Source organism: Neobacillus niacini (assembly GCF_036961885.1).
Classification (GTDB): domain Bacteria; phylum Bacillota; class Bacilli; order Bacillales; family Cytobacillaceae; genus Neobacillus; species Neobacillus niacini_H.
Genome location: NZ_JBALNQ010000021.1, coordinates 85129 through 108373, shown reverse-complemented (window position 1 = coordinate 108373; position 23245 = coordinate 85129). Strand labels below are relative to the sequence as shown.

At 40.6% G+C, this 23245-nt stretch carries 26 protein-coding genes; 22 read left to right on the top strand and 4 right to left on the bottom strand.

Features of this window, described 5'->3' with window-relative positions; translation table 11 throughout:
• Nucleotides 1-28 precede the first annotated feature (28 nt).
• Together V7124_RS10060 and V7124_RS10055 are read left to right on the top strand one after the other, a co-directional pair.
• Entirely contained in the window at nucleotides 29-1144 is a 1116-nt protein-coding gene (locus V7124_RS10060) for a DUF4097 domain-containing protein (protein WP_335488652.1), read from the top strand.
• 15 nt (nucleotides 1145-1159) lie between these two features.
• Nucleotides 1160-1519 (top strand): phage holin family protein, encoded by a 360-nt coding sequence (locus V7124_RS10055; protein ID WP_335413166.1) that lies wholly within the window; start codon nucleotides 1160-1162, stop codon nucleotides 1517-1519.
• A gap of 27 nt (nucleotides 1520-1546) precedes the next feature.
• Here the strand turns inward: V7124_RS10055 and V7124_RS10050 are convergent, their stop codons facing one another.
• The 4 genes from V7124_RS10050 to nagA form a co-directional block, all read right to left on the bottom strand.
• A complete protein-coding gene (locus V7124_RS10050; protein ID WP_335413163.1) occupies nucleotides 1547-2374 on the bottom strand; it encodes an N-acetylmuramoyl-L-alanine amidase in 828 nt (275 codons plus the stop codon).
• Between the two features lie 129 nt (nucleotides 2375-2503).
• Complete coding sequence (locus V7124_RS10045; RefSeq protein WP_335488649.1) at nucleotides 2504-3226, bottom strand: GntR family transcriptional regulator; 723 nt, start codon at nucleotides 3224-3226, stop codon at nucleotides 2504-2506.
• 214 nt (nucleotides 3227-3440) lie between these two features.
• Nucleotides 3441-4166 carry a glucosamine-6-phosphate deaminase gene (nagB, locus tag V7124_RS10040; RefSeq protein WP_335488647.1) on the bottom strand — a complete coding sequence of 242 codons (726 nt, stop codon included), beginning with the start codon at nucleotides 4164-4166 and terminating at the stop codon, nucleotides 3441-3443.
• A 4-nt stretch (nucleotides 4167-4170) separates the two neighbouring features.
• A complete protein-coding gene (nagA, locus tag V7124_RS10035) occupies nucleotides 4171-5358 on the bottom strand; it encodes an N-acetylglucosamine-6-phosphate deacetylase (RefSeq protein WP_420490522.1) in 1188 nt (395 codons plus the stop codon).
• A 342-nt stretch (nucleotides 5359-5700) separates the two neighbouring features.
• On the opposite strand from nagA, the gene hprK reads away from it, so the two are divergent.
• The 20 genes from hprK (at nucleotide 5701) to V7124_RS09935 (ending at nucleotide 23040) form a co-directional block, all read left to right on the top strand.
• Nucleotides 5701-6633, top strand: a complete 933-nt coding sequence (hprK, locus tag V7124_RS10030; RefSeq protein WP_335413155.1) for an HPr(Ser) kinase/phosphatase — start codon at nucleotides 5701-5703, stop codon at nucleotides 6631-6633.
• Nucleotides 6634-6678: 45 nt separating this feature from the next.
• On the top strand, nucleotides 6679-7512 hold the full coding sequence (gene lgt, locus V7124_RS10025; RefSeq protein WP_335488641.1) for a prolipoprotein diacylglyceryl transferase: 834 nt from the start codon (nucleotides 6679-6681) through the stop codon (nucleotides 7510-7512).
• 16 nt (nucleotides 7513-7528) lie between these two features.
• Nucleotides 7529-8482 carry a nucleoside recognition domain-containing protein gene (locus V7124_RS10020; RefSeq protein WP_335488637.1) on the top strand — a complete coding sequence of 318 codons (954 nt, stop codon included), beginning with the start codon at nucleotides 7529-7531 and terminating at the stop codon, nucleotides 8480-8482.
• Nucleotides 8472-9119, top strand: a complete 648-nt coding sequence (gene ppaX / locus V7124_RS10015; RefSeq protein ID WP_335413149.1) for a pyrophosphatase PpaX — start codon at nucleotides 8472-8474, stop codon at nucleotides 9117-9119. Before V7124_RS10020 ends, ppaX begins: the two co-directional genes overlap by 11 nt.
• 2 nt (nucleotides 9120-9121) lie before the next feature.
• Entirely contained in the window at nucleotides 9122-9655 is a 534-nt protein-coding gene (locus V7124_RS10010; protein ID WP_335413146.1) for an acyltransferase, read from the top strand.
• A gap of 331 nt (nucleotides 9656-9986) precedes the next feature.
• Complete coding sequence (locus tag V7124_RS10005; protein ID WP_335488634.1) at nucleotides 9987-11150, top strand: ATP phosphoribosyltransferase regulatory subunit; 1164 nt, start codon at nucleotides 9987-9989, stop codon at nucleotides 11148-11150.
• A 2-nt stretch (nucleotides 11151-11152) separates the two neighbouring features.
• Entirely contained in the window at nucleotides 11153-11791 is a 639-nt protein-coding gene (hisG, locus tag V7124_RS10000; protein WP_335413143.1) for an ATP phosphoribosyltransferase, read from the top strand.
• A gap of 1 nt (nucleotide 11792) precedes the next feature.
• Nucleotides 11793-13064, top strand: coding sequence for a histidinol dehydrogenase (hisD, locus tag V7124_RS09995; protein WP_335488631.1), 1272 nt, complete (start codon nucleotides 11793-11795; stop codon nucleotides 13062-13064).
• Between the two features lie 24 nt (nucleotides 13065-13088).
• Nucleotides 13089-13676, top strand: a complete 588-nt coding sequence (gene hisB / locus V7124_RS09990; protein WP_335488628.1) for an imidazoleglycerol-phosphate dehydratase HisB — start codon at nucleotides 13089-13091, stop codon at nucleotides 13674-13676.
• Nucleotides 13677-14303 (top strand): imidazole glycerol phosphate synthase subunit HisH, encoded by a 627-nt coding sequence (hisH, locus tag V7124_RS09985; RefSeq protein WP_335413137.1) that lies wholly within the window; start codon nucleotides 13677-13679, stop codon nucleotides 14301-14303. It begins immediately after the preceding gene.
• On the top strand, nucleotides 14300-15028 hold the full coding sequence (gene hisA, locus V7124_RS09980; protein WP_335488625.1) for a 1-(5-phosphoribosyl)-5-[(5-phosphoribosylamino)methylideneamino]imidazole-4-carboxamide isomerase: 729 nt from the start codon (nucleotides 14300-14302) through the stop codon (nucleotides 15026-15028). Before hisH ends, hisA begins: the two co-directional genes overlap by 4 nt.
• Nucleotides 15025-15786: an imidazole glycerol phosphate synthase subunit HisF gene (gene hisF / locus V7124_RS09975; RefSeq protein WP_335488622.1), complete on the top strand. Its 762-nt coding sequence runs from the start codon at nucleotides 15025-15027 to the stop codon at nucleotides 15784-15786. The genes hisA and hisF overlap by 4 nt, the downstream gene beginning before the upstream one ends.
• Nucleotides 15783-16394: a bifunctional phosphoribosyl-AMP cyclohydrolase/phosphoribosyl-ATP diphosphatase HisIE gene (gene hisIE, locus V7124_RS09970; protein ID WP_335488620.1), complete on the top strand. Its 612-nt coding sequence runs from the start codon at nucleotides 15783-15785 to the stop codon at nucleotides 16392-16394. Before hisF ends, hisIE begins: the two co-directional genes overlap by 4 nt.
• Before the next feature lie 174 nt (nucleotides 16395-16568).
• Nucleotides 16569-18062, top strand: a complete 1494-nt coding sequence (locus V7124_RS09965) for a tetratricopeptide repeat protein (protein WP_335488617.1) — start codon at nucleotides 16569-16571, stop codon at nucleotides 18060-18062.
• Between the two features lie 104 nt (nucleotides 18063-18166).
• Complete coding sequence (gene trxB / locus V7124_RS09960) at nucleotides 18167-19117, top strand: thioredoxin-disulfide reductase (RefSeq protein WP_335413126.1); 951 nt, start codon at nucleotides 18167-18169, stop codon at nucleotides 19115-19117.
• A gap of 303 nt (nucleotides 19118-19420) precedes the next feature.
• Complete coding sequence (locus V7124_RS09955) at nucleotides 19421-19879, top strand: NUDIX hydrolase (protein ID WP_335413124.1); 459 nt, start codon at nucleotides 19421-19423, stop codon at nucleotides 19877-19879.
• 19 nt (nucleotides 19880-19898) lie between these two features.
• Entirely contained in the window at nucleotides 19899-20792 is an 894-nt protein-coding gene (gene rapZ / locus V7124_RS09950; RefSeq protein WP_335488615.1) for an RNase adapter RapZ, read from the top strand.
• A complete protein-coding gene (locus V7124_RS09945) occupies nucleotides 20789-21772 on the top strand; it encodes a gluconeogenesis factor YvcK family protein (RefSeq protein ID WP_335488612.1) in 984 nt (327 codons plus the stop codon). The genes rapZ and V7124_RS09945 overlap by 4 nt, the downstream gene beginning before the upstream one ends.
• Nucleotides 21773-21805: 33 nt before the next feature.
• The gene (gene whiA, locus V7124_RS09940) at nucleotides 21806-22756 is read left to right on the top strand and encodes a DNA-binding protein WhiA (RefSeq protein WP_335413120.1); all 951 of its coding nucleotides are present in this window, start codon (nucleotides 21806-21808) and stop codon (nucleotides 22754-22756) included.
• 26 nt (nucleotides 22757-22782) lie between these two features.
• Nucleotides 22783-23040: an HPr family phosphocarrier protein gene (locus V7124_RS09935; RefSeq protein ID WP_335488609.1), complete on the top strand. Its 258-nt coding sequence runs from the start codon at nucleotides 22783-22785 to the stop codon at nucleotides 23038-23040.
• The last annotated feature ends 205 nt before the right edge of the window (nucleotides 23041-23245 follow it).

The window sequence follows — 23245 nt, the reverse complement described above, 5'->3', positions numbered from 1 at the left end:
TTGAAAACTAATTTTGGAGTGGATAACGATGAAGGAAGAAAGAAAACGGATTTTAAAAATGGTCGAAGAAGGAAAATTGAATGTCGATGAGGCGCTAGTCTTACTCGAGGAACTTGAGAAAGCAGGGCAATCCATTGAACAAAAGCAGGAACAAATTGCCCAAGAGATTTCCTCTGCCTATACGTTTGAAGAAGCCAAAAAGGAAGAAAGCACACAGGGAAAGGTGCACACGACGAAGGATAAAATTTTTGATTTTGTTGATACAGCTTTGAAAAAAATTAAGGACCTTGACCTTGATTTGAATTTTGGCCAGTCTGTGGAAATCTCACACATCTTTCACCAGGGCGATGTCTACTTACGTGATATGGATATTGATCTTGCCAATGGATCACTGAAACTAGTACCATGGGACCAAAAGGATGTCAGAATTGAATGTCAGGCAAAGGTTTATCGAGTAGATAACGCTGACCAAGCTAGGGAGAATTTTTTAAAGGATATCTTGTTTGCGATTGATGGGCAAAAATTGCGGTTCATGACCCAGCAAAAATGGATGAAGGTCGATGCGGTGGTCTATGTCCCTCAAGCTGAATACGAACGGGCACGGGTAAGAATTTTTAATGGGTCCATTTCAGGTGAAGAACTAACCATCAATGATTTACGGATGAAAACAGCCAATGGAAAGATCGAGCTAGTCGGAATAAATGGGAAAAAAGCGGAAATTGAAACCGCAAATGGCCATATTACACTAAAAACTAGCACGATTGATGACCTTGAGGTAGAAACCATTAATGGTGCGATTAAACTTGATGGTGACTTTAGAAAGGTAGAATCTCAAACATTTAATGGGAATACTACCTATAACCTAACTGGAAATCGCTGTGAATTAATTGCTGCTAAGGCGACTACAGGTGGGATCGATTTGTTTATTCCTGATGGTGTGGCAGCGAGCGGAGAGTTAAAGACAAATCTTGGTGGTTTCAACATTAAACTTGATGGAATTCAGGTTCTTGAAGAAAAGAGCGAAATGATTCAAAAGATGCTTCGCTTCCAGTCTGTCAACCACCCAGAACGAATGTTAAAAATATTTGTCGATACGAAAACCGGGTCGATTACCCTTCATAAATCGGATGGAGTAAACAACTAATAGGAGACATGATAGATGAAATGGTTGATTGGGATTTTAATCAATGCAGTTTTGTTCATGGCAATTGCGGGCTATTTTTCTGAAAGCTTTGTGCTGAAAAGCTTTTCAGCTGCACTGGGCGCGAGCTTCTTGCTATCGATTATTAATATTATCGTCCGTCCGATATTAGTCATTTTAACCTTACCTGCAACAGTCTTAACATTAGGTTTCTTTCTGTTTGTCATAAATGCGATCACCCTTGAGATAACCGATTATTTGATGGGAGATGCGTTTGACATTACAGGTTTCGGTATGGCGCTTCTGGCCGCAATCATCATGTCGGTTGTAACTTTGATAGTAAATAATACGATTCTTAAAGCTTCCAAGAAAAACTAGCGCAGTATTTTGCGCTAGTTTTTTTCGTTAATCTATGACTATAAAAGCCTGGTATCCCTTCGCATTTAAACGGGCTACGAGTTGTTCAGCGTTATTTCTTTCGGTAAAGGCACCAGCTTGTACTTTGTATAAACCATCAGTGAAGACAAATGCTTCAAATCCATCAGATTTAAGCTTCCTTAGATGGGCATCTGCATTACTCTTTTCGGAAAAAGCACCAGCTTGAACTTTATATAAACCAGATTTTGGCGGTGTGGAATTACTGAGCGGAGTAGGTGTAGTACTAGGTGGTGGAGATGTTTGTGTTGCTGTCAAATTGTATTGTGCTGCGAGTCCATTGACAATAGCTCGGGCACAATTTCTTTGAAATGCATCTGTACGCATTAGCGCTGCTTCATTTCTGTTTGTCATGAATCCACATTCAACTAGAATAGCAGGCATCTTTGTTTCTCTAAGAACGTGGAAATTTGCAGTTTTGATTCCGCGATTTCTTAAACCGGTTAAAGCAATAAGATTGCTATGAACCTTCTGTGCCAGCTGATAGGTCTCTTGATGGTTAGTCGTATACACGTAGGTTTCAATACCATTGGCATCATTCCAGGTTGTTCCAAAAGCATTAGCATGAATGGACACATAGGCATCGACGTTAAGTCGATTTGCAGCATTTGTTCGTTCTTGCAAAGGTACATCTCGAGAATCTGAATGGGCGAAATAAACAGAAACATTTTGATAGGCTGATAACATTTCACTCGCAAATGCTGCTACTTTTCGAGTGAATTCGTATTCCCGCATTCCATCGATACTTCGTTTTCCAGCAGTGTTATAGCCGTGACCAGCATCAAGCATGATTTTCATTAGATCACTCTCCTTATGTCCCTTTATTCGTTACTCACTATTATCATATGTTTTCGAAACAAAATTGGACATTTAAATGGCTAAACTTGTGAAATAAAGAGCAATTGACCTATTGTGGTCAATTGCTCTTTATCGTTTCATGGTATGGATAAATCGGTAGCGGTCAGCACGAAAGGCGGATTTTACTAATTCAAAGGGAACTCCATCCTGTAAATAAGAAATCCGTTTAATCAAGAGGAGAGGATCCCCAATCGAAATTTCCAATGTTTCTGCTTCCAAACTACCAGCATTAGAAGCCTCAATTTCTTGAGTGGCTTCGCTTATGGAAAGAGAAAGATTGTCCTCAATATACTGGTATAGAGATAGATTACTGTTTGCTTCTGTAAGTCCAGGAACGAGTTTGACGGGAATATAGGCTGTTTCAATTGCCATGGGTGAACCATCGGCTAATCGGATTCGCTTGATTTTATAAACAGACTCATTTTCCTCAACTTTAAGATTTAAAGCCGTTTTATTGTCAGCAGGGATGATTTGAAAAGATAATAGGGTACTGCTTGGACTCATTCCCCTAGAGCGCATGTCCTCAGTAAAACTGGTCATTCCCTGTAGTTCTTGTTCAACCTTTTTCCTATTTACAAAAGTTCCTCTGCCTTTTTGCCTCTTTAAATAACCTTCTATCACCAAGTTATTGATTGCCTGTCTAACGGTCATGCGGCTTATCTGAAACATTTGTGCATATTCTCGTTCTGATGGAATGATGGCTTCTTCCTTTAAAATACCATTTTCTATTTGCTGTTTAATGTACTCTTCTAGTTGATGATAAATGGGAACCGGTGAATTTTTGTTAATCATCTGCAAACACTCCTAGTTAAAGGCTGTTTTTGTAACGAATGTTGTTAAAATCTTAAAGCCGATTTTAACGTGGAAATAGTTATTTTGTTCCTCCGATTAAAGTTTGCTAGCTCTTTTCTTAAAAAATACTGTTGTTTTCTGCAAAACAAGCAGAATTAAAAATTTTTGTGATAAAAAGGAAATAAAGTTTAAGAAAAGAGCCTTGCGAAAAGTACTAACAATATTTTAATGCATCTCGATCCGCAATTACAGTGACATTCTTATGGTTCTTCAAAGCAGATGCAGGGAAATCCTCGCTTATTTCTCCATTCATAAACTTGGATAATGCTTCAGCTTTGTTTATTCCCGAAACTAGCAGGAGAATCTCCTTACTATCGAGTATCGAGGCAATTCCCATTGTTATCGCATGTGTTGGGACGTCGGTAATGGAATGAAAAAATCTTGAATTCGCTTCTCGAGTATCTTGTGCAAGTGTCACGAGATGTGTCCGGCTGTTAAAGGGTGTTCCTGGTTCGTTGAAACCAATATGCCCGTTTTGACCAATACCGAGAAGTTGTAAATCAACTCCCCCTAAGTCTTTTATCAGCTCGTCATATCGGCGACATTCATTGTCTAAATCATTGGCAGCTCCATTTGGAATATGCGTATGACCTTCGCTAATATCTATATGATTAAATAAATTTTGTCCCATAAAATAATGATAGCTTTGAGGATCTTTCGCAGGTAAACCGGCATATTCATCTAAATTAATCGTATTCACCTGCTCAAAAGAGGTTCCATTCTCCTTATGGTTCTGAATTAAATAGTCGTAAACACCTTTGGGAGTGCTGCCTGTCGCCAATCCTAGCGTTATATTTGGTTTAGAATGAATTTTTTTAACGATGATTTTCCCAGCCTCAAGGCTCATTTCCTGATAGTTTTCTGTCCGAATTAGTCTCATTTTATTACCCCTTCCTAAATGCAATTTCTCCACGGCATAGTGTCATTTCAACTTGATAATCATTCGTTAATATCGTGAAATCAGCATCCTTCCCCACTGAAAGGCTGCCTTTGCGATCATAAATGTTTAATTGTTTTGCAGGATTCACGCTTGCCATTTGAACGGCTTCTAGTAGAGAAATATCTGCAGCTGCTAGAATATTCTTTATGGAATCGTTCATTTTTAAAATACTGCCCGCTAGTGTTCCGTCTGCGAGAAGTGCCTTTCCATTTCCGACGGCTACATCTTGTCCGCCTAGATCATACGTGCCATTCTTTAGGCATTTCGCCCTCATCGCATCTGTTATCAAAATCACGCCTTCTGTTCCTTTAGCGTTAATAATAAGCTTCATTACCTCAGGACGAACGTGAATCCCATCAGCAATCAGTTCCACCATTAATTCTTTAAAAAGAAGGGCAGAGCCAGCGACTCCGGGTTCCCGGTGATGTAAACCTCTCATGGCATTAAACAAATGGGTCACTTGTTTGGCTCCTGCATTTACAGCACTTTCCATTTCTTCATATCGCGCATCAGAATGACCGATAGAAGCAATCACACCATTTTCGTTTAAATAGCGGACAAAGTTTGTCCCATTGGCAAGTTCTGGTGCAAGTGTTACGAGCTTAATGTTACCGTCGGCGAGTGCCTGCCAATGTTTAAATAATTCAATATCGGGGTTAATAATATATTCCTTCGGCTGTGCACCAGCATGGTTTTCATTAATAAATGGACCCTCTAAATGAACACCAAGAATTTCTGCTATCCCCAACGTATTGTTGCTTTTTAGATATTGTGCTGTATTACGTAAGGCATTTTCGATATTTTCGTGTTTTTGGGTAATGGTTGTGGCTAAAAAGCTTGTAGTTCCTTCAGCTGGAAGTGCTTTGGCGATTGTTTCTAACGCCTCAATCGATGAATCCATGGTGTCTGCGCCTGCAGCGCCATGAATGTGGACATCAATAAATCCAGGAACGACACTTTGATTTACAGGGATATCTATTTTTTCAACATTCGTTAAATGAGAAGGAAGTGCATGGATGGGACCCATCGCTTGAATTTTTCCATTTTCAATCAAAATATAGATAGATTCTGCTACTTCATTTTCTAAAATAGCCTTGCCATGAACCATTAAAAGTAGGCTCAAAATCTTCATCTCCCATTTCAAAAAATATACTTCTTTGAGTTTATTATAGTATCAAGTGGTTTAGTTGTCTATACCAGTTAACGAAACCTAGTCTATTTATTTTTCTCTTTAAATCGAGAATATATAATAACAAATCACTTCCATGTTGGTATGAAATTTAAATAGTGCTAAAATAAGAAGAAATTGAAATTAATTTTAACACTATATTAACTGTCTAGCTACAGCGCCTAGGGGCTCGGGGTCATAAGCCAATCCGTCAAGAAGGTTAAAGAACAACCTTCTCGCCGGCTCGTCTTATGCCTGTCGCCCCTGGACCAGGCGCTTCCGCTTTTCTGATAAGGAGGAAAACTTTTGCCAAAGGTACGCACAAAGGATATTTATGAAAAATTCCACCTGGAATTAATTAGCGGTGAAGAAGGAATTAATCGTCCGATTACTATGAGTGATATTTCAAGACCGGGAATTGAACTCGCTGGATATTTTGAGTATTATCCGGCAGAACGAATACAGCTATTAGGAAAAACTGAGCTTTCCTTCTTTGAGGGATTATCCCAAAATGAACGTAACTTAAGAATGGAGCGGTTATGCACGGACATCACCCCCGCCATTATCATTACAAGAGGATTAGATGTACCAACAGAGCTTATAGAAGCCTCAGAGCGTGAATCGGTTCCTGTCCTCCGTTCAAACATGAAAACAACTCGTTTTTCAAGCCGGCTTACCAACTTTTTAGAGAGTAAGTTAGCACCAACAACTGCCGTCCATGGAGTTTTAGTTGATATTTATGGGATTGGTGTATTAATTACTGGTAAAAGTGGTGTGGGTAAAAGTGAAACGGCATTGGAACTAGTAAAGCGCGGACACCGGCTTGTGGCTGATGATTGTGTAGAGATTCGTCAGGAGGATCAAGACACACTTGTTGGAGCCTCTCCAGATTTAATTGAGCATTTATTAGAAATTCGTGGCTTAGGCATTATTAATGTGATGACACTTTTTGGAGCAGGAGCAGTTCGCAGCAATAAACGAATTACTATGGTTATTAACCTAGAAATTTGGGATTCCACCAAGCAATATGACCGCCTTGGTTTAGATGAAGAAAAGATGAAAATCATTGATACCGAGATTACTAAAATCACCGTTCCAGTCCGTCCAGGGCGAAACCTTGCTGTCATCATAGAAGTAGCGGCGATGAATTACCGCTTAAAAAGGATGGGCGTAAATGCGGCACAGCAATTTACCGAGCGCCTTTCTGATGTTATTGAAGATGGCGACCACGAGGAATAAATATATAAAAGGCTAGAATAGAGCCATATAAAAAGGAGAACTCGAATGAATTCAACCATTCAACCGCTTGACCCAATTGCATTTGCCATAGGACCGATTCAAGTCCACTGGTATGGTCTAATTATTGGTGCAGGATTAGCGCTAGCTCTTTTTCTTGCTATTAGGGAAGGAGATAAGAGAGGACTACCGAAGGATACATTTGCAGATTTAATGCTTTGGGCGATCCCCATTGCCATTCTTTCAGCACGAATCTATTATGTTATTTTTGAGTGGGGCTATTATGCCCAGCATCCAGGTCAGATTTTCCAGATTTGGAATGGTGGTATTGCCATCCATGGAGCGCTGATTGGTTCCGTCCTTACAGCTTATGTTTTTGCTAAAAAACGCGGAATATCGTTCTGGAAGATTGCTGATATTGCTGCACCAAGTATTATATTAGGTCAAGCTATCGGCCGCTGGGGAAATTTCATGAATCAGGAAGCACATGGTGGGGAAGTTACTAGAACGTTCCTCGAAAACCTGCAGCTGCCAGAGTTTATTATTAATCAAATGTATATCAATGGAGCTTACTATCATCCGACCTTTTTATATGAATCGATATGGAATATCATTGGATTTTTTCTGCTAATTTTACTGCGCCGTGTCAACTTGCGCCGTGGAGAACTTTTTCTCTCTTATGTCATTTGGTATTCAGTAGGACGTTTTTTCATAGAAGGCTTAAGAACGGATAGTTTGATGCTGGGCGGATTACGAATGGCACAAACAATTTCAATCGCTTTGATCATTGGCGCAATTATCATTCTGATTTACCGCAGAAAGAAAAATCTTGCGAAGGATCGTTACCAAGACAAAAACAACCAAGCTTTTACGCATAAATAAAGGAGATTTTTGAAAAATGATTAGCTCACTAAAAAGAGGATTACAGGTAGGGTTAAGAACAACATGGACCTTAGGGAAAATTATATTTCCGGTAACCCTTATTGTGGCTGTCCTGCAGTATACACCTATCCTGCCTTGGGTCATTGAGAGAATTGCCCCTTTCATGAAGCTGATAGGATTATCAGGTGACGCAGCCATTCCACTCGTCTTAGGGAATTTCCTTAATCTTTATGCTGCCATTGGTGCCATTTTAACACTTGATTTTACAGTAAAAGAAGTTTTTATTTTAGCAGTAATGCTCTCATTTTCTCATAATTTAATTGTCGAGTCGGGCGTTGCGTTGAAAGTTGGCATTAAGCTTTGGGTTGTCCTCGTTACCCGGTTGGGACTTGCATTTTTCTCGGCAATGGTAATTAATCTTGTTTGGCAGGGGGGCGGCGAAACGGCCCAATATGGTCTAATCCAAGCCACAAATGATGACCAAATTTCTGGATTAGGTTCCATTTTACTCTCAGCGCTTGAAAAGGCTGGACTGGGAATTCTACAGTTAGCAATGATTGTTATCCCGCTAATGATTGTGATCCAAATCTTAAAGGATTTACAATGGTTGAAGAAATTTTCACAGGGAATGTCGCCTGTTACTAAGAGTCTAGGGATGAATGAAAATACTTCTACGACGATGGCAGCAGGTTTATTATTTGGGCTTGCCTACGGTGCAGGGGTTGTGATCCAAGCGGTGGAGGAAGATGGAGTCAGTAAGAAGGATATCACTCTTGCGTTTGTATTCCTAATGTCCTGCCATGCGGTCATAGAAGATACGCTTATCTTCATTCCACTCGGTATACCTGTCTGGCCGCTCTTTTTGATTCGGCTGGGTGTCGCCGTCGCCCTAACCCTGATTGTCGGCCTTTTCTGGAAACGATCAGGCATCATGAGTAGAAAGGAAGCAGAACCCACGTATGAAAAATAATATTACTACGATCCTATTTGATTTAGATGGAACATTAATTGATACAAATGAGTTAATTATTTCAACCTATTTACACACACTTGAAAGATACTATCCAGGCAATTATTCACGAGAAGATGTCCTGCCATTCTTGGGTCCAACCCTTAATGAGGTTTTTGGTAAAATGGCTCCCGATCGAGTGGAGGAGATGATACTGGAATATCGCGCCTACAATATCGCAAATCATGATTTGATGGTGAGGGAATTTGCAGGTGTCATTGAAACGCTTGATATTCTAAAGGGAAAAGGCTATAAACTGGGGATTGTTACAACGAAACGGCACGATGTTGCTCTTAAAGGTATTCACTTAATGAAGCTTGATTCGTATTTTGATGTAGTGGTAGCATACGATCATGTGAAAAAAGTAAAGCCAGATCCTGAACCGATTTATTTGGCACTTGAACAGTTAGACTCGAAACCTGAAGAAGCGATGATGGTTGGAGATAATTTTCACGATGTGCTTGCTGGTAAAAACGCTGGGACGAAAACTGTAGGGGTGGCTTGGACGATCAAGGGTCGAGACTATCTTGCAAAATATGATCCAGATTACATGTTGGAGAATATGTCAGATCTATTAGACATTCTTGGAGAGAGTTAAGGATGAGGAATACAAGCCGCTTCCCTGTTGAAGGCGCAAACTCCTTATGGCATGTTTACAAAACGGTACCCTTTTGGAAGGTTGTCAAAAACTTCATTGTGATTCAGCTTGCCCGTTATACACCCTTTCTTGGGATGAAAAATTGGCTTTACAAAACTTTTTTAGGACTTAAGGTCGGGGAGCACACGTCTTTTGCTCTAATGGTCATGCTGGATGTAATGTTCCCTGAGAAAATCAGCGTAGGGCGTAACACGGTTATTGGTTATAATACAACGATTCTTGCCCATGAATATTTAATAAAGGAATATCGTCTCGGTCCGGTAAATATTGGCAGTGAAGTGATGATCGGTGCAAATTCAACCATCCTTCCAGGGGTAACGATTGGTGACGGTGCCATCGTTTCCGCAGGGACACTTGTCCATAAAGATGTCCCAGCAGGTGCTTTTGTCGGCGGCAACCCCATGCAAATCATCTACTCGAAAGAAGAATTAGAAAAACGGTGGGCCAATGATCCGATTTATGGGAAAAGTAAATAGAAATGAATAAAGCTGGGTTGTGAAACCTGGCTTTTTTTTAAATAGTTTGTGTTAATAGATACTGTTGATTTAAGAACCTGTTGATTTGCGTGGAAGGCACGAGACTCCTGCGGGACTAGCAGGTCAGGGTGAGACCCCGCAGGCGCGCAGCGGCGAGGAGGCTCACCGACCGCCCGCGGAAAGCGAAGTGCCTGGAGCGCAAATCAACAGACTCGTTTAACACAGCTTTTTTTTATCTATTTTTGGTTGACGGAAATTTCAAAAAAGAGTAAACTTTAATTTATTAGCACATTAGCGAACTAAAGGATTATGAAAATAAAGGATGATTTAGATGAGCCGTTTATTTATGTTTGAAAAGCCTTTAGGCATGAGAGATACGCTTCCAGAATTATATGAAAAAAAACATCAAGTCCGGTCCTTGATGGAGGATGCTATTAAAAAATGGGGATACCAGTTTATAGAGACACCTACTCTAGAATATTATGAAACGGTTGGAACTGCCTCAGCAATTCTTGACCCAGAGCTTTTTAAATTACTTGATAAAGATGGGCACACACTCGTTTTACGTCCAGATATGACGGCACCCATTGCCAGGGTAGCAGCATCACGCCTTTTAGAAAATGATCTTCCCCTTCGTCTCGCCTATGCCGGTAATGTATACCGTGCACAGCAGCGAGAGGGCGGCAGACCTGCAGAGTTTGAGCAAATCGGTGTGGAATCTATTAATGATGAAACTGTTTCAAGCGACGGAGAAGTAATCGCCTTGCTCGTTTCCTCGTTAAAAAAGGCAGGCTTGAGTCAATTTCAAGTTTCAGTTGGTCATATCGGTTTCGCGCAGGAATTATTTATGCAGATCTTAGGAACGAATGGACGAGCCACTGCTCTTAGACGATTTTTATATGAAAAGAATTTTGTTGGCTATCGTGAGCAAGTAAACTCTTATTCGTTATCATCGATTGATAAACAGAGGCTCCTTCAACTTCTAGAGTTACGAGGCGGTGAAGAGATCATTGGTAAAGCACTCGATATTATTGAGGATGGCCATGGAAAGGAATCCCTTCTTCAACTAAAGGAATTGTGGGAGGTTATTACAGATTTTGGTCTTAAGGATCATGTTAAATTTGATTTCACGATTGTGAGCCATATGAGTTATTACTCGGGAATTTTGTTTGAGGCCTATGCAGGAAATGTCGGCTTTCCGATTGGAAATGGCGGACGTTACGGGCTGATTGAGAAATTTGGAAAAAAAGCGAGTGCAACTGGATTTGCGGTTAGACTCGATAGACTGCTAGAGGCATTGGGATCCCAAGCGTTTGACACTACGGTAGAATGTATTTTTTTTAGTCAAGAAAGACGAAAAGAAGCCTTTCAATTGGCTGAAAAAATGAAAGCTGAAGGGAAGAGTACCGTGCTGCAGGACATTAACGGTGTAAAAGATCTCGATGCCTTTACGAAGAAATTTGCCAATACCACCTTTTTAATCGGGGGGGCGTAAAGATGAATACGAAATTAACGATCGCGATGCCAAAAGGAAGAATTTTTGAAGAAGCATTAGAATTACTACAAAAGGCAGGCTATAACCTGCCACCAGAGTTCGATGACTCGAGGAAATTAATCATCGATGTTGAAGCAGAAAACATGCGTTTTATCCTTTCAAAACCAATGGATGTGGCAACCTATGTCGAGCATGGTGTTGCCGATGTCGGTATCGCAGGTAAGGATGTATTACTTGAGGAAGAGCGAGATGTATACGAGCTGCTTGATTTACGAATCAGTGCCTGCTATTTGGCTGTTGCTGGTCTTCCAGGAACATTCATGAATGATGTTGCTCCGAAAGTAGCAACCAAATACCCGAATATTGCCGCAGCTTATTTTCGTGAACAGGGTGAACAAGTTGAAATTATCAAATTAAATGGTTCTATCGAGCTTGCACCCTTAATTGGGCTTGCCGATCGAATTGTTGATATTGTTTCGACCGGAAGGACACTCGTTGAAAATGGCCTCGTAGAATATGAAAGAATCAAAGATGTCACATCAAGGCTCATCGTCAATCCAGTAAGTTACCGAATTAAAGACCAACGAATTAATGAATTGGTGTCTAGGTTAAGCGGTGTTGTCTCTTTGGAGGTAAAGTGAAATGAAAATCGTTAAAGTGAATGACTATATTTCAATTAAACGTTCCATTGATTCTGGTACAGCCGAGCAGGTTGCGGTTGTTAAAAAGATTATTTCCGACATCCGGACTTACGGTGATGATGGGTTACGAGAGTATACGGAAAAATTTGACCATGTCGTGTTGGAATCCTTTCTTGCTACGGAAAATGAGATCGATGAAGCCTATGGACAAGTTGACTCAGAGTTTATTTCCATTGTTCGAGAAGCCGCAGACAATATTAGACGTTTTCATGAAAAACAACTTCGACCTTCATGGATGACAACCGAAGAAAACGGTAGTATTCTTGGGCAAAAAATAACTCCGCTCGATTCAGTAGGTGTTTATGTTCCAGGAGGAACGGCTGCCTATCCTTCTTCCGTGCTAATGAATGTTATCCCTGCAAAGGTAGCAGGTGTGAAGAGAATTGTGATGGTATCACCTCCTAACAGTAACGGTAAACTACCAGCTGCCGTGCTGGTGGCAGCGAAAGAAGCAGGTGTGGAAGAAATCTACAAAGTTGGTGGAGCGCAGGCGATTGGTGCATTGGCTTATGGAACAGCATCGATTGCCCCAGTTGATAAAATTACCGGACCGGGCAACATCTTTGTTGCGTTGGCAAAGCGTGAGGTTTTTGGGGATGTCGATATCGATATGATTGCCGGTCCAAGCGAGATAGCTATCATTGCCGATGACTCTGCCAGAGCCGATGAGGTTGCCGCTGATTTGTTATCACAAGCTGAACACGACCCACGTGCATGCAGCGTCCTGGTTACACCATCTATTACATTAGCGGAAGAAGTTGCTGTTGAAGTGGAAAAACAGCTGGCGTTATTGCCAAGGAAGGAAATTGCCTCAAAGTCGATTGCAGATTTTGGTGTCATCTATGTTACCTCCTCCATTGACGAGGCTGTAGAGACGGTGAATCAGCTTGCTCCAGAGCACCTTGAAATCCTGACTGAGAATGGGATTGAGCTGCTGGGGAAAATCAGACATGCCGGTGCTATTTTTATCGGCCGTTATAGTTCGGAGCCAGTAGGTGATTATTTTGCCGGTCCCAATCATGTGCTGCCGACAAATGGAACGGCTAGATTTTCAAGTCCGCTAAATGTGGATGATTTTCAAAAGAAATCAAGTGTCATTATATACAGTGAAAAAGCTTTAATGGATAATGGAGAAAAGATTGCCAAATTTGCCCGTATGGAAGGTCTTGAAGCCCATGCGCGTGCAGTGGAGTTAAGGCTGGAAAATAAATAATTTTAATGCCAGGGGGTCGTTTTCATGGAAAGATACGCAAGCATTGAACGAAAAACAAATGAAACTCAAATTAGCTTAACCTTAGACATTGATGGCCAAGGACAGTCCGAACTTGAAACCGGGGTTCCATTTCTTAGCCACATGCTTGATTTATTTGCAAAACACGGGCATTTTAATCTTACCGTAGATGCAAAAGGGGATATTGAGGTAGATGATCACCATACAACCGAAGATATCGGAATATGTATTGGACAGGCATTGCGAGAAGCTCTAGGTGATAAACGGGGAATAAAGCGTTACGGAAATGCCTTTGTCCCGATGGATGAAGCTTTGGCACAGGTCGTTGTTGATCTTAGTAATCGCCCGCATCTTGAAATGAGGGCTGAGTTCCCTAATGCTAAGGTTGGTACCTTTGATACGGAACTCGTTCATGAATTTCTATGGAAGCTTGCCCTTGAGGCGCGTATGAACCTTCATGTCATTGTTCATTATGGACATAATACGCATCACATGATTGAGGCTGTTTTCAAAGCCCTCGGTCGAGCGCTTGACGAAGCGACCACAATCGACCCTCGCATTAAAGGGGTTCCATCAACGAAAGGGATGTTATAGATGATTGGAATTGTCGATTATGGCATGGGCAATCTGTTTAGTGTCAGTAAGGCACTAGAAAGGTTAAACGCAGAATATTTTATTTCCGGCGACCGAGAAGAGCTCCTTAGTGCGGACGCCCTGCTACTGCCAGGGGTTGGCTCCTTCCGTGATGCGATGGAAGTTTTGCAGGCTGATACGATTAAGGAGTTTGCGGCAACAGGAAAACCTTTGCTTGGCATTTGCCTAGGTATGCAGCTGTTGTTTGAAAATAGTGATGAGAATGGATTGACTAAAGGGCTTGGATTATTACCTGGTAAGGTTCGTCGCTTCACAGGTAAGACGGTTGCTGGAGAAACCTACAAGGTTCCACATATGGGCTGGAATAAACTAGAATTCACGAAACCTTCTCCCCTTTTGGATGGGTTAGAAGAAGATTATGTGTATTTTGTTCATTCGTACTATGTCACTGCCGATAACTCAGAAGTACTCTTGGCAAAAGCCGATTATCATGAAGAAGTTACTGCCATTGTCGGCAGGGATAATATATTTGGAATGCAATTTCATCCTGAAAAAAGCAGCAAGCTGGGAATGGCATTGCTGAATAACTTTTTACAAATCGTTGAAGAAAGGAAGACGGTACTATGACCATTACGATTTATCCGGCAATCGATATGCGCGGCGGGAATTGTGTCCGCCTTCTTCAAGGGGATTATGATAAGGAAACGATTTATGGTGACTCACCTTTTGATATGGCACAAGCGTTTGCTGCAGACGGAGCTTCCTTTCTTCATATGGTTGACCTTGATGGGGCAAAGGATGGAAAACGGGTGAATGACTCCTTTGTTATTGAAGCTGCGAAGCAACTAAAGGTAAATGTCCAGATTGGCGGGGGCATTCGTTCTGAGATGGACATCCTTCATTATTTGGAAAATGGTATAACGCGGGTAATTATTGGGAGCATCGCTGTTTCTAATCCAGAGTTTGCGATTGAAATGATTCGGAAATACGGCAAGCAAATCGTTGTTGGGATTGATGCGAAAAATGGGTATGTGGCAACACATGGCTGGCTTACCACTTCCGAAGTGAAAGCTGTTGAGTTGAGTAAACGGTTTGCAGATGCAGGTGCCGAGACATTTATTTTTACTGATATAGCTACGGACGGAACACTTTCAGGACCTAACATAGCGGCTGTATGTGAAATGGCTGAGGTTACGGGAAAAGATGTCATCGCTTCTGGGGGAGTGAGCAGCTTAGCTGATTTGCGTGCTCTTCATGCCGAGGGTGTAAGAGGGGCCATTGTCGGGAAAGCCCTCTATGAAAATCGCTTTACATTGAAACAAGCACTTGCTATTAATGAGGTGAGAAAATGACACTGACCAAACGAATCATTCCCTGCCTTGATGTAAAAGAAGGAAGAGTTGTGAAGGGTATTCAGTTTGTTCAGCTTCGGGACGCAGGTGACCCGGTTGAATTAGCAAGATTTTATGATGAGCAAGGAGCGGATGAACTCGTCTTCCTTGATATTTCAGCATCTGTTGAGGGTAGAAAAACCATGGTAGAAGTCGTAAAGGCTGTGGCTTCAGAGCTTGCCATCCCTTTTACAGTTGGAGGCGGAATTAATTCATTAGAGGATATGAAACGAATTCTCCGTGCTGGTGCTGATAAGGTGTCATTAAATACGGCAGCTGTATTGAATCCGGACCTCATTTCTGAGGGAGCAGGCTTTTTTGGGACACAATGCATCGTTGTGGCGATTGACGCGAAGTATGATGACGACCTTGGAACATGGCGTGTTTATACACATGGCGGCCGGACACCAACAGAGCGGAAAGTCATTGAGTGGGCAAAAGAAGCAGCAGACCTAGGCGCAGGGGAAATTTTACTGACAAGCATGGATAGTGACGGCGAGAAAAACGGATTTGATCTCAAATTGACTGCAGCGGTAAGTGAGGCTGTGACGATTCCAGTGATTGCTTCAGGCGGTGCAGGAAATGCTCGTCATTTTGAAGAAGCATTTGTAGACGGCAAAGCAGATGCCGCTCTTGCCGCTTCTATTTTTCACTATAAAGAAACATCCGTACACGAGGTGAAAAGCTATTTGCTAGAGAGAGGAGTGAGTGTTCGGTGAATATTCGTTTTGATGAAAAAGGGCTTGTACCTGCAATTGTTCAAGATGCCGACACGAAAGAAGTATTAACATTAGCGTACATGAATCAGGAATCACTGACAAAAACAATTGAATCTGGGGAAACATGGTTTTTCAGCCGCTCCCGTCAAGAGCTTTGGCATAAAGGGGCAACCAGTGGAAACACTCAGTCGGTTGTTAGCTTGAAATATGACTGTGATCAGGATGCGATCCTAGTGCTCGTGGAGCCAAAGGGACCAGCATGTCATACGGGCGCAGTTAGCTGCTTCTCTGAAGGCATTACCGAAAGAACTTCTAGTCTTGCGGACTATCAGATTTTACAATCATTAGAGAAGTTGATCATCGAGAGAGAAAAAGACCGTCCTGAAGGTGCCTATACCACCTATCTATTTGAAAAAGGCGTCGATAAAATTTTGAAAAAAGTCGGGGAAGAGGCCGCAGAAGTAATCATCGCAGCCAAAAACCGCGACAAACAAGAACTCAAATGGGAAGCCGCCGACCTGCTCTACCATTTGCAAGTATTACTAGTCGAACAAGGCCTGCCATTTAAAGAAGTTTTGACTACGTTAGAAGAAAGACATAAGCGATAATACGTTGTCGATAAAACGGTGCCTGTCACCATTTATGCAAAAAACGCTGTTTATGCAGCGTTTTTTGTATGTTTATTATTTCCAACTTGTTCAATTATGTTGATTTTCTTCTCGCACAAGCTGTGGTTATGGTATACTACATAAGTTAGTTTATTGTAAAAGATGGAGGTCTCCATGGGTAAAGACGCGAAGGCTAGAATTCAAAAAGGAAAAATCCTGTCGTTTGTTCCGACTGGAGAATATTATTTCACGAAGGGTATTAAGGCATACCATCGCCGTGATTTTAAAAAAGCTAAAAAGTATCTCGGGCGGGCGATGCAGCTGGAGCCGGGTGAACCAATGATAATCTGTCAGCTTGCTATCGTGTCAACAGAGCTTGGTGAGTTTGAAAATTCTAATCGACTCTTGCATTTAATCCTTGAAGATCTTGATCAAGAAATGGCAGAGTGCCATTATTTTTTAGCAAATAATTATGCGCATATGGGCTTCTTTAAAGATGCCTATCATCATGCAATGATGTATATAGAATTGGATCCAAATGGTGATTTTATTGAAGATACAGAAGATCTTCTCGAGCTTCTTTCGTTTGAGGCGGAGGGGTTGGAAGATGAACTTTATGAACAGGACGATCTGATCATGAAACAGGAGCAGGCTCGCGATTTATTGGAATCTGGATATTTTCCAAAAGCCATTGAGCTGTTAAATGATGTTGTTGAAACATACCCTGAATATTGGTCTGCTTATAACAACTTAGCTCTTGCTTATTTCTATTTAGGTAAAACGAAAAAAGCAGAATCGATACTCGATGATGTCCTAGATAGGAATCCAGGAAATCTTCATGCCTTGTGTAATCGGCTCGTTTTTGCGCATTATCAAGGAAAAACAAAAGCAGTCTCTCGTTTAATGGAGTCCTTAAAGAAAATTCAGCCAATGTTCATTGATCACCAGTTTAAGTTGGGGGCAACCTTTGCTTTAGTGGGTGAATATGAATCTGCATACTTTTGGTTGAAAAAATTATATAAAAATGGTTTTGATGGTGACGGTCCATTCTATTATTGGCTCAGCTATTCTTCCTATTATACAGGTCATGAAGCCTTTGCAAAAAGCATTTGGAAACTAGTCCTTAAACATAGCCCTGATAAAGAGGACTTTGAACCATGGGGTGTGAATAAACCTATTGCGATTGGATTCGAAGATTACTCTGGTTCTATTTTCCAAAAATTAGAAAGTGAGTATATTGAAGAACGTTTATTTGCGATATTCTTGGCTTCTATTTCAGGAAAAGCAGGAGAAATCTTTATTTCTAAACGTTTTTATGAAAATCAAAAGCTCACCACAATGGAAAAGAATTATGTCTCATTCCTGAAGTCAGGGACACCTTCAATAATAAAAGGTGCACAGGAAATTGCTGAGGTCCTTTATGAAAGTCATCAACCTATCGGAACGGTTGAGTCAGGATTATATTTAATGTGGTTTTCCGTGTTTGTAGAAATATCCAAATCTGGGCTGAACTTGACCAATAAACGTGCCTGGGCTGGAGCAATGGAATATGTCTGGTATAAGGCTAGCAATGAAAAGATATCACAGCAAGAAATTGCCAGACGCTATGATACTTCACCAGCAACCATTGGAAAATATGTAAAACTAGTGAATAAGCATATGAAATAAAACATATGAAATAAGCAGATAAATGGACTTCAATCCAATTGTTTTATACGATTAAGTTGGTAATACTACACTTAATCGTTTTTTTTATATAAGGAGTGAACCACATGTCTGAAGAAAAAATTTATGACGTTATAATTGCTGGTGCCGGCCCTGCTGGGATGACAGCTGCTGTTTATACATCTCGTGCAAATCTATCTACCCTCATGATCGAGCGTGGAATGCCTGGCGGTCAAATGGCTAATACCGAGGATGTAGAAAACTATCCAGGCTTTGAAAGCATCTTAGGTCCGGACTTATCAACAAAAATGTTTGATCATGCAAAAAAGTTTGGTGCTGAATATGCTTACGGTGATATTAAAGAAATTATCGACAATGGCGATGTAAAAACTGTTGTTGCAGGCTCAAAGCAGTATAAAGCCTATTCCGTTATTATTTCTGCTGGTGCTGAATATAAAAAAGTTGGAGTACCGGGCGAGAAGGAACTTAGCGGCCGTGGTGTATCCTATTGTGCCGTATGTGATGGTGCATTTTTTAAACAAAAAGAATTATATGTCATTGGCGGCGGAGATTCTGCAGTTGAAGAAGGCGTTTATTTAACTCGCTTCGCTTCAAAGGTAACGATTGTGCATCGACGTGATGAGCTTCGTGCTCAGAAAATACTTCAAGACCGCGCGTTTGCAAATGAAAAAATTGATTTTATTTGGAACCATACGATTAAGTCGATAAATGACAAGGACGGTAAAGTTGGCAGCGTGACACTTGTTTCAACGCAAAATGGCGAGGAACAAGAGCTTCCAGCAGACGGTGTGTTTATTTATATCGGGATGATTCCTCTTTCTAAACCATTTACAAGCCTAGGTATCACAAATGAAAATGGCTATATTGAAACAAATGAGCTTATGGAAACGAAGGTAAAAGGAATATTTGCTGCTGGTGATATTCGCGAAAAAACATTAAGGCAAATCGTAACAGCTACAGGCGACGGCAGTATCGCTGCTCAAAGTGCGCAACACTATGTAGAAGAAATAAAAGAGGAATTAAAAATCAAGCAATAAGTTTACAAAATTTTCATAAACGTAATCCTGATTTAATTCTTCTGTAACAATGATGAAATATTAATAAGGTAAAATAAGAATTAAGAATTGACCCCCTTTAAAATATTCACATGGTGCACAGGCTCAGTGAGCCTGTGCTATTTTTTTGTCTAGCTCCAGTCCATACGTCGCTAAACGAGCGCTTCCGCTTTTCGATTTTACATATTTTTAACATGTTTGTTTCATTGTGACCGCTTACCAAAAGGAGTATAATAAATAGAATAAATATACAGTAATTAGCTTGTTATATAGAGGGTGAATGTTGTGCAGCGAGTCACCAATTGTGTATTAATTAAAGATAATCAAGTTTTGATGCTGAAGAAACCGCGCCGTGGCTGGTGGGTAGCACCTGGTGGTAAAATGGAACCTGGTGAATCTGTTAGAGACTCATGTATCCGTGAGTATCGTGAAGAAACTGGAATCTATTTAAAAAGCCCACAGTTGAAGGGGATTTTTACGTTCATTATAAAAGAAAACGATCAAGTTTTATCTGAATGGATGATGTTTTCCTTTTTTGCTACGAATTCTGATGGAATGCAGTTAGACGAATCAGAAGAGGGTATGCTTGAATGGCAGCCGCTCGATAATCTGAAAAATCTGCCAATGGCGGCTGGAGACTACCATATTATCGATTATATGATTCATGGAAAAGGGATCATTTACGGTACTTTTACTTATACAAAAGATTTTCAACTAATCAGTTATCGATTAGATCCAAGTTAACTAGAGGGGGAATAGATAGATGAGTACCGGATCAACGAGCGAAACGCAAATGGTCATCATTACAGGGATGTCTGGGGCCGGCAAGACAGTTGCCATCCAAAGTTTAGAGGACTTAGGATTTTTCTGTGTAGATAACCTCCCGCCAACGTTGCTGCCAAAATTCCTCGAACTAATGAAGGAATCAGGGAATAAAATGAATAAGGTAGCATTGGTTATGGATTTAAGGGGAAGGGAGTTCTTTGACCATTTATTTAAAGCACTGGATGAACTAGCTGAAACCTCTTGGGTAAATCCGCAGATTTTGTTCTTGGATGCTGATGACGCTACTTTAGTTAGAAGATATAAGGAAACTAGGAGATTTCATCCACTTGCACAATCTGGATTGCCTTTAGAAGGAATAAATCTAGAGAGAGAGCTTCTTGATGAATTGAAAGGTAGAGCCCAGCTCATTTACAACACATCACAAATGAAACCACGGGAGTTACGTGAAAAGATTATAACGGAATTTACGACGAATAAAAAATCAATTTTTACTGTCAATGTCATGTCATTTGGATTCAAGTATGGAATCCCTATTGATGCCGATCTTGTTTTTGATGTACGCTTTCTGCCAAACCCTCATTATATCGATCACATGAGGCCAAAAACAGGATTAGATGAAGATGTTTCTAGTTATGTTCTAAAATGGAACGAAACGCAAAAATTCATTGAGAAGGTTACTGATTTGCTAAGCTTTATGCTGCCGCATTATAAGCGGGAAGGCAAATCACAGCTCGTGATAGCAATAGGATGTACGGGAGGGCAGCACCGTTCCGTTACTTTGGCAGAATATCTTGCTAAATTTTTTGCGAATGATTACAAGACACTTGTTTCACACCGTGACATTGAGAGGAGAAAGGATCAGACTACATGAGGGAGTTAGGACAACCAAGAATCGTCATCATTGGTGGAGGCACAGGCTTGCCGGTTTTATTACGGGGATTAAAACATTATCCAGTTGATATTACCGCCATTGTGACAGTTGCGGATGATGGAGGCAGTTCAGGAAGGCTCCGTGATGACCTGCAAATCCCACCACCAGGGGATATCCGAAATGTGTTAGCTGCGTTATCAGATGTTGAACCCCTTGTTGAAGAAATGTTTCAACATCGGTTTAAGACCTCTAATGAATTATCTGGGCATTCACTAGGTAATTTGATATTGGCGGCAATGACATCGATAACGGGAAACTTTGTTCACGCTATTCAAGAAATGAGTAAGGTGTTAAACGTTCGCGGGAAGGTTCTCCCTGCCGCGAATCAAAGTGTTGTCCTTCATGCGGAGATGGAGGATGGTACAGTAGTATCAGGTGAATCAAAAATTCCCTTTTCAGGGAAAAAAATAAAAAAAGTTTTTTTGACACCCGAAGTGATCACACCTCTGCCAGAATCGATACAAGCGATTAGACAAGCCGATTTAATTATTATTGGTCCAGGAAGTTTATATACTAGTATCTTGCCTAACTTGCTCGTACCTAGATTAGGGGAAGAACTTTGCCGCTCTCAAGCAAAAAAGGTGTATATTTGCAATTTAATGACACAAGCTGGTGAAACGCACGGATATACAGCCAGTGAGCATGTAAAAGCGATATATGAACATATGGCCTGTGCTTTTATGGATACAATATTAATTAACGATCAAGAAATACCGGAAGACATCCAACTCCGCTACAATGAAGAATTTGCTAATCCTGTTCATTATGATTTAACACAGATTTTTGAACTGGGTCTTGAAGTGGTTCATGCAGACATTGCCATACAAGAAAATGGAGCACTAAGACATGATCCAAAAAAGGTTGCCCAGATTTTATATAATTTGCTAATAAGTGAAACCAAAAGGCGTTACGAAGCGTAATACTTAATACTGGGTTGTAAAGGGGGTGAAGGGATGTCTTTCGCTTCGGAAACGAAAAAAGAATTGACGAATCTGGAACTAAAGCCTTGCTGTGTTCGAGCAGAACTTTCTGCACTTATACGAATGAATGGTTCCATGTCCTTTTCTAACCGGAAGCTTATCGTTGATATTCAAACTGAAAACGCAGCGATTGCAAGAAGGATTTATACGTTAATAAAAAAGAGCTATGATGTTCAAGTCGAACTGCTTGTTCGGAAAAAAATGCGTTTAAAAAAGAACAATGTTTACATTGTCCGCTTAACGCAACAGGCTAAGGTAATACTCGAGGATATGAAAATCCTTGGTGAAGGATTTACCTTCATTCATGATATTGCAAGTGATCTTGTAAAAAAGAAATGTTGTAAACGTTCTTATTTACGTGGTGCTTTTCTTGCAGGAGGTTCCGTTAATAATCCGGAGACATCTTCTTATCATTTGGAAATTGCTTCGCTATATAAAGAACATAATGACTCCTTATGCGAATTGATGAATAAATTTGGTCTAAATAGCAAAACACTTGAGCGAAAAAAAGGCTATATTACGTACTTAAAAGAAGCAGAAAAAATTACTGAGTTTTTAAATATTGTTGGTGCGGTCAATGCTCTTCTGCGGTTTGAAGACGTAAGAATTGTCCGCGATATGCGAAATTCAGTTAATCGTCTGGTTAATTGTGAAACTGCGAACTTAAATAAAACCATCGGAGCGTCCATTCGTCAGGTAGAGAATATCCGTTATATCAACAATACAGTCGGGTTGCATATTCTACCTGATAAGTTAAGAGAAATTGCTGAACTCCGATTGCATTACACGGATGTAACCCTTAAAGAATTGGGGGAGATGGTTTCTGGCGGTACGATTAGTAAATCTGGAATCAATCATCGGTTAAGAAAGATAGATGAAATTGCAGACAAATTACGTTTAGGTGAAGTGGCTTCAAGAAAATAGAGGAATAAATTGAGGAGGATTTTATAATGGTAGAAAAACAAGTGGAAGTAAAATTGAAAACGGGTCTTCAGGCACGACCTGCAGCATTATTTGTACAGGAAGCTAACCGGTTTTCATGCGATATCTTTTTAGAGAAAGATGGTAAAAAAGTAAATGCAAAAAGCATCATGGGGCTGATGAGTTTAGCCGTTGGTTCAGGTGTGGCTGTTAATATTCTCGCTGAGGGCGATGATGCAGAGAGAGCAGTGGAAGCACTGTCTAATTTTGTTCAAAATGAACATTAAACATTGAAAGAGTTTGACCTTAAAATCGGTCAGACTCTTTTTTTATATTTGGTGAACTATGAGGGGTTTATAGTGACCGAAAAGTAAAATATGGAGAGGTATGGGTAACTATGAGGGCTTCATAGTTACGGAGAAGTAAAGTATGGAGGGATATGGGTAACTATAAGAGCTTTATAGTGACCGAGAAGTAAAATATGAAGGGGTA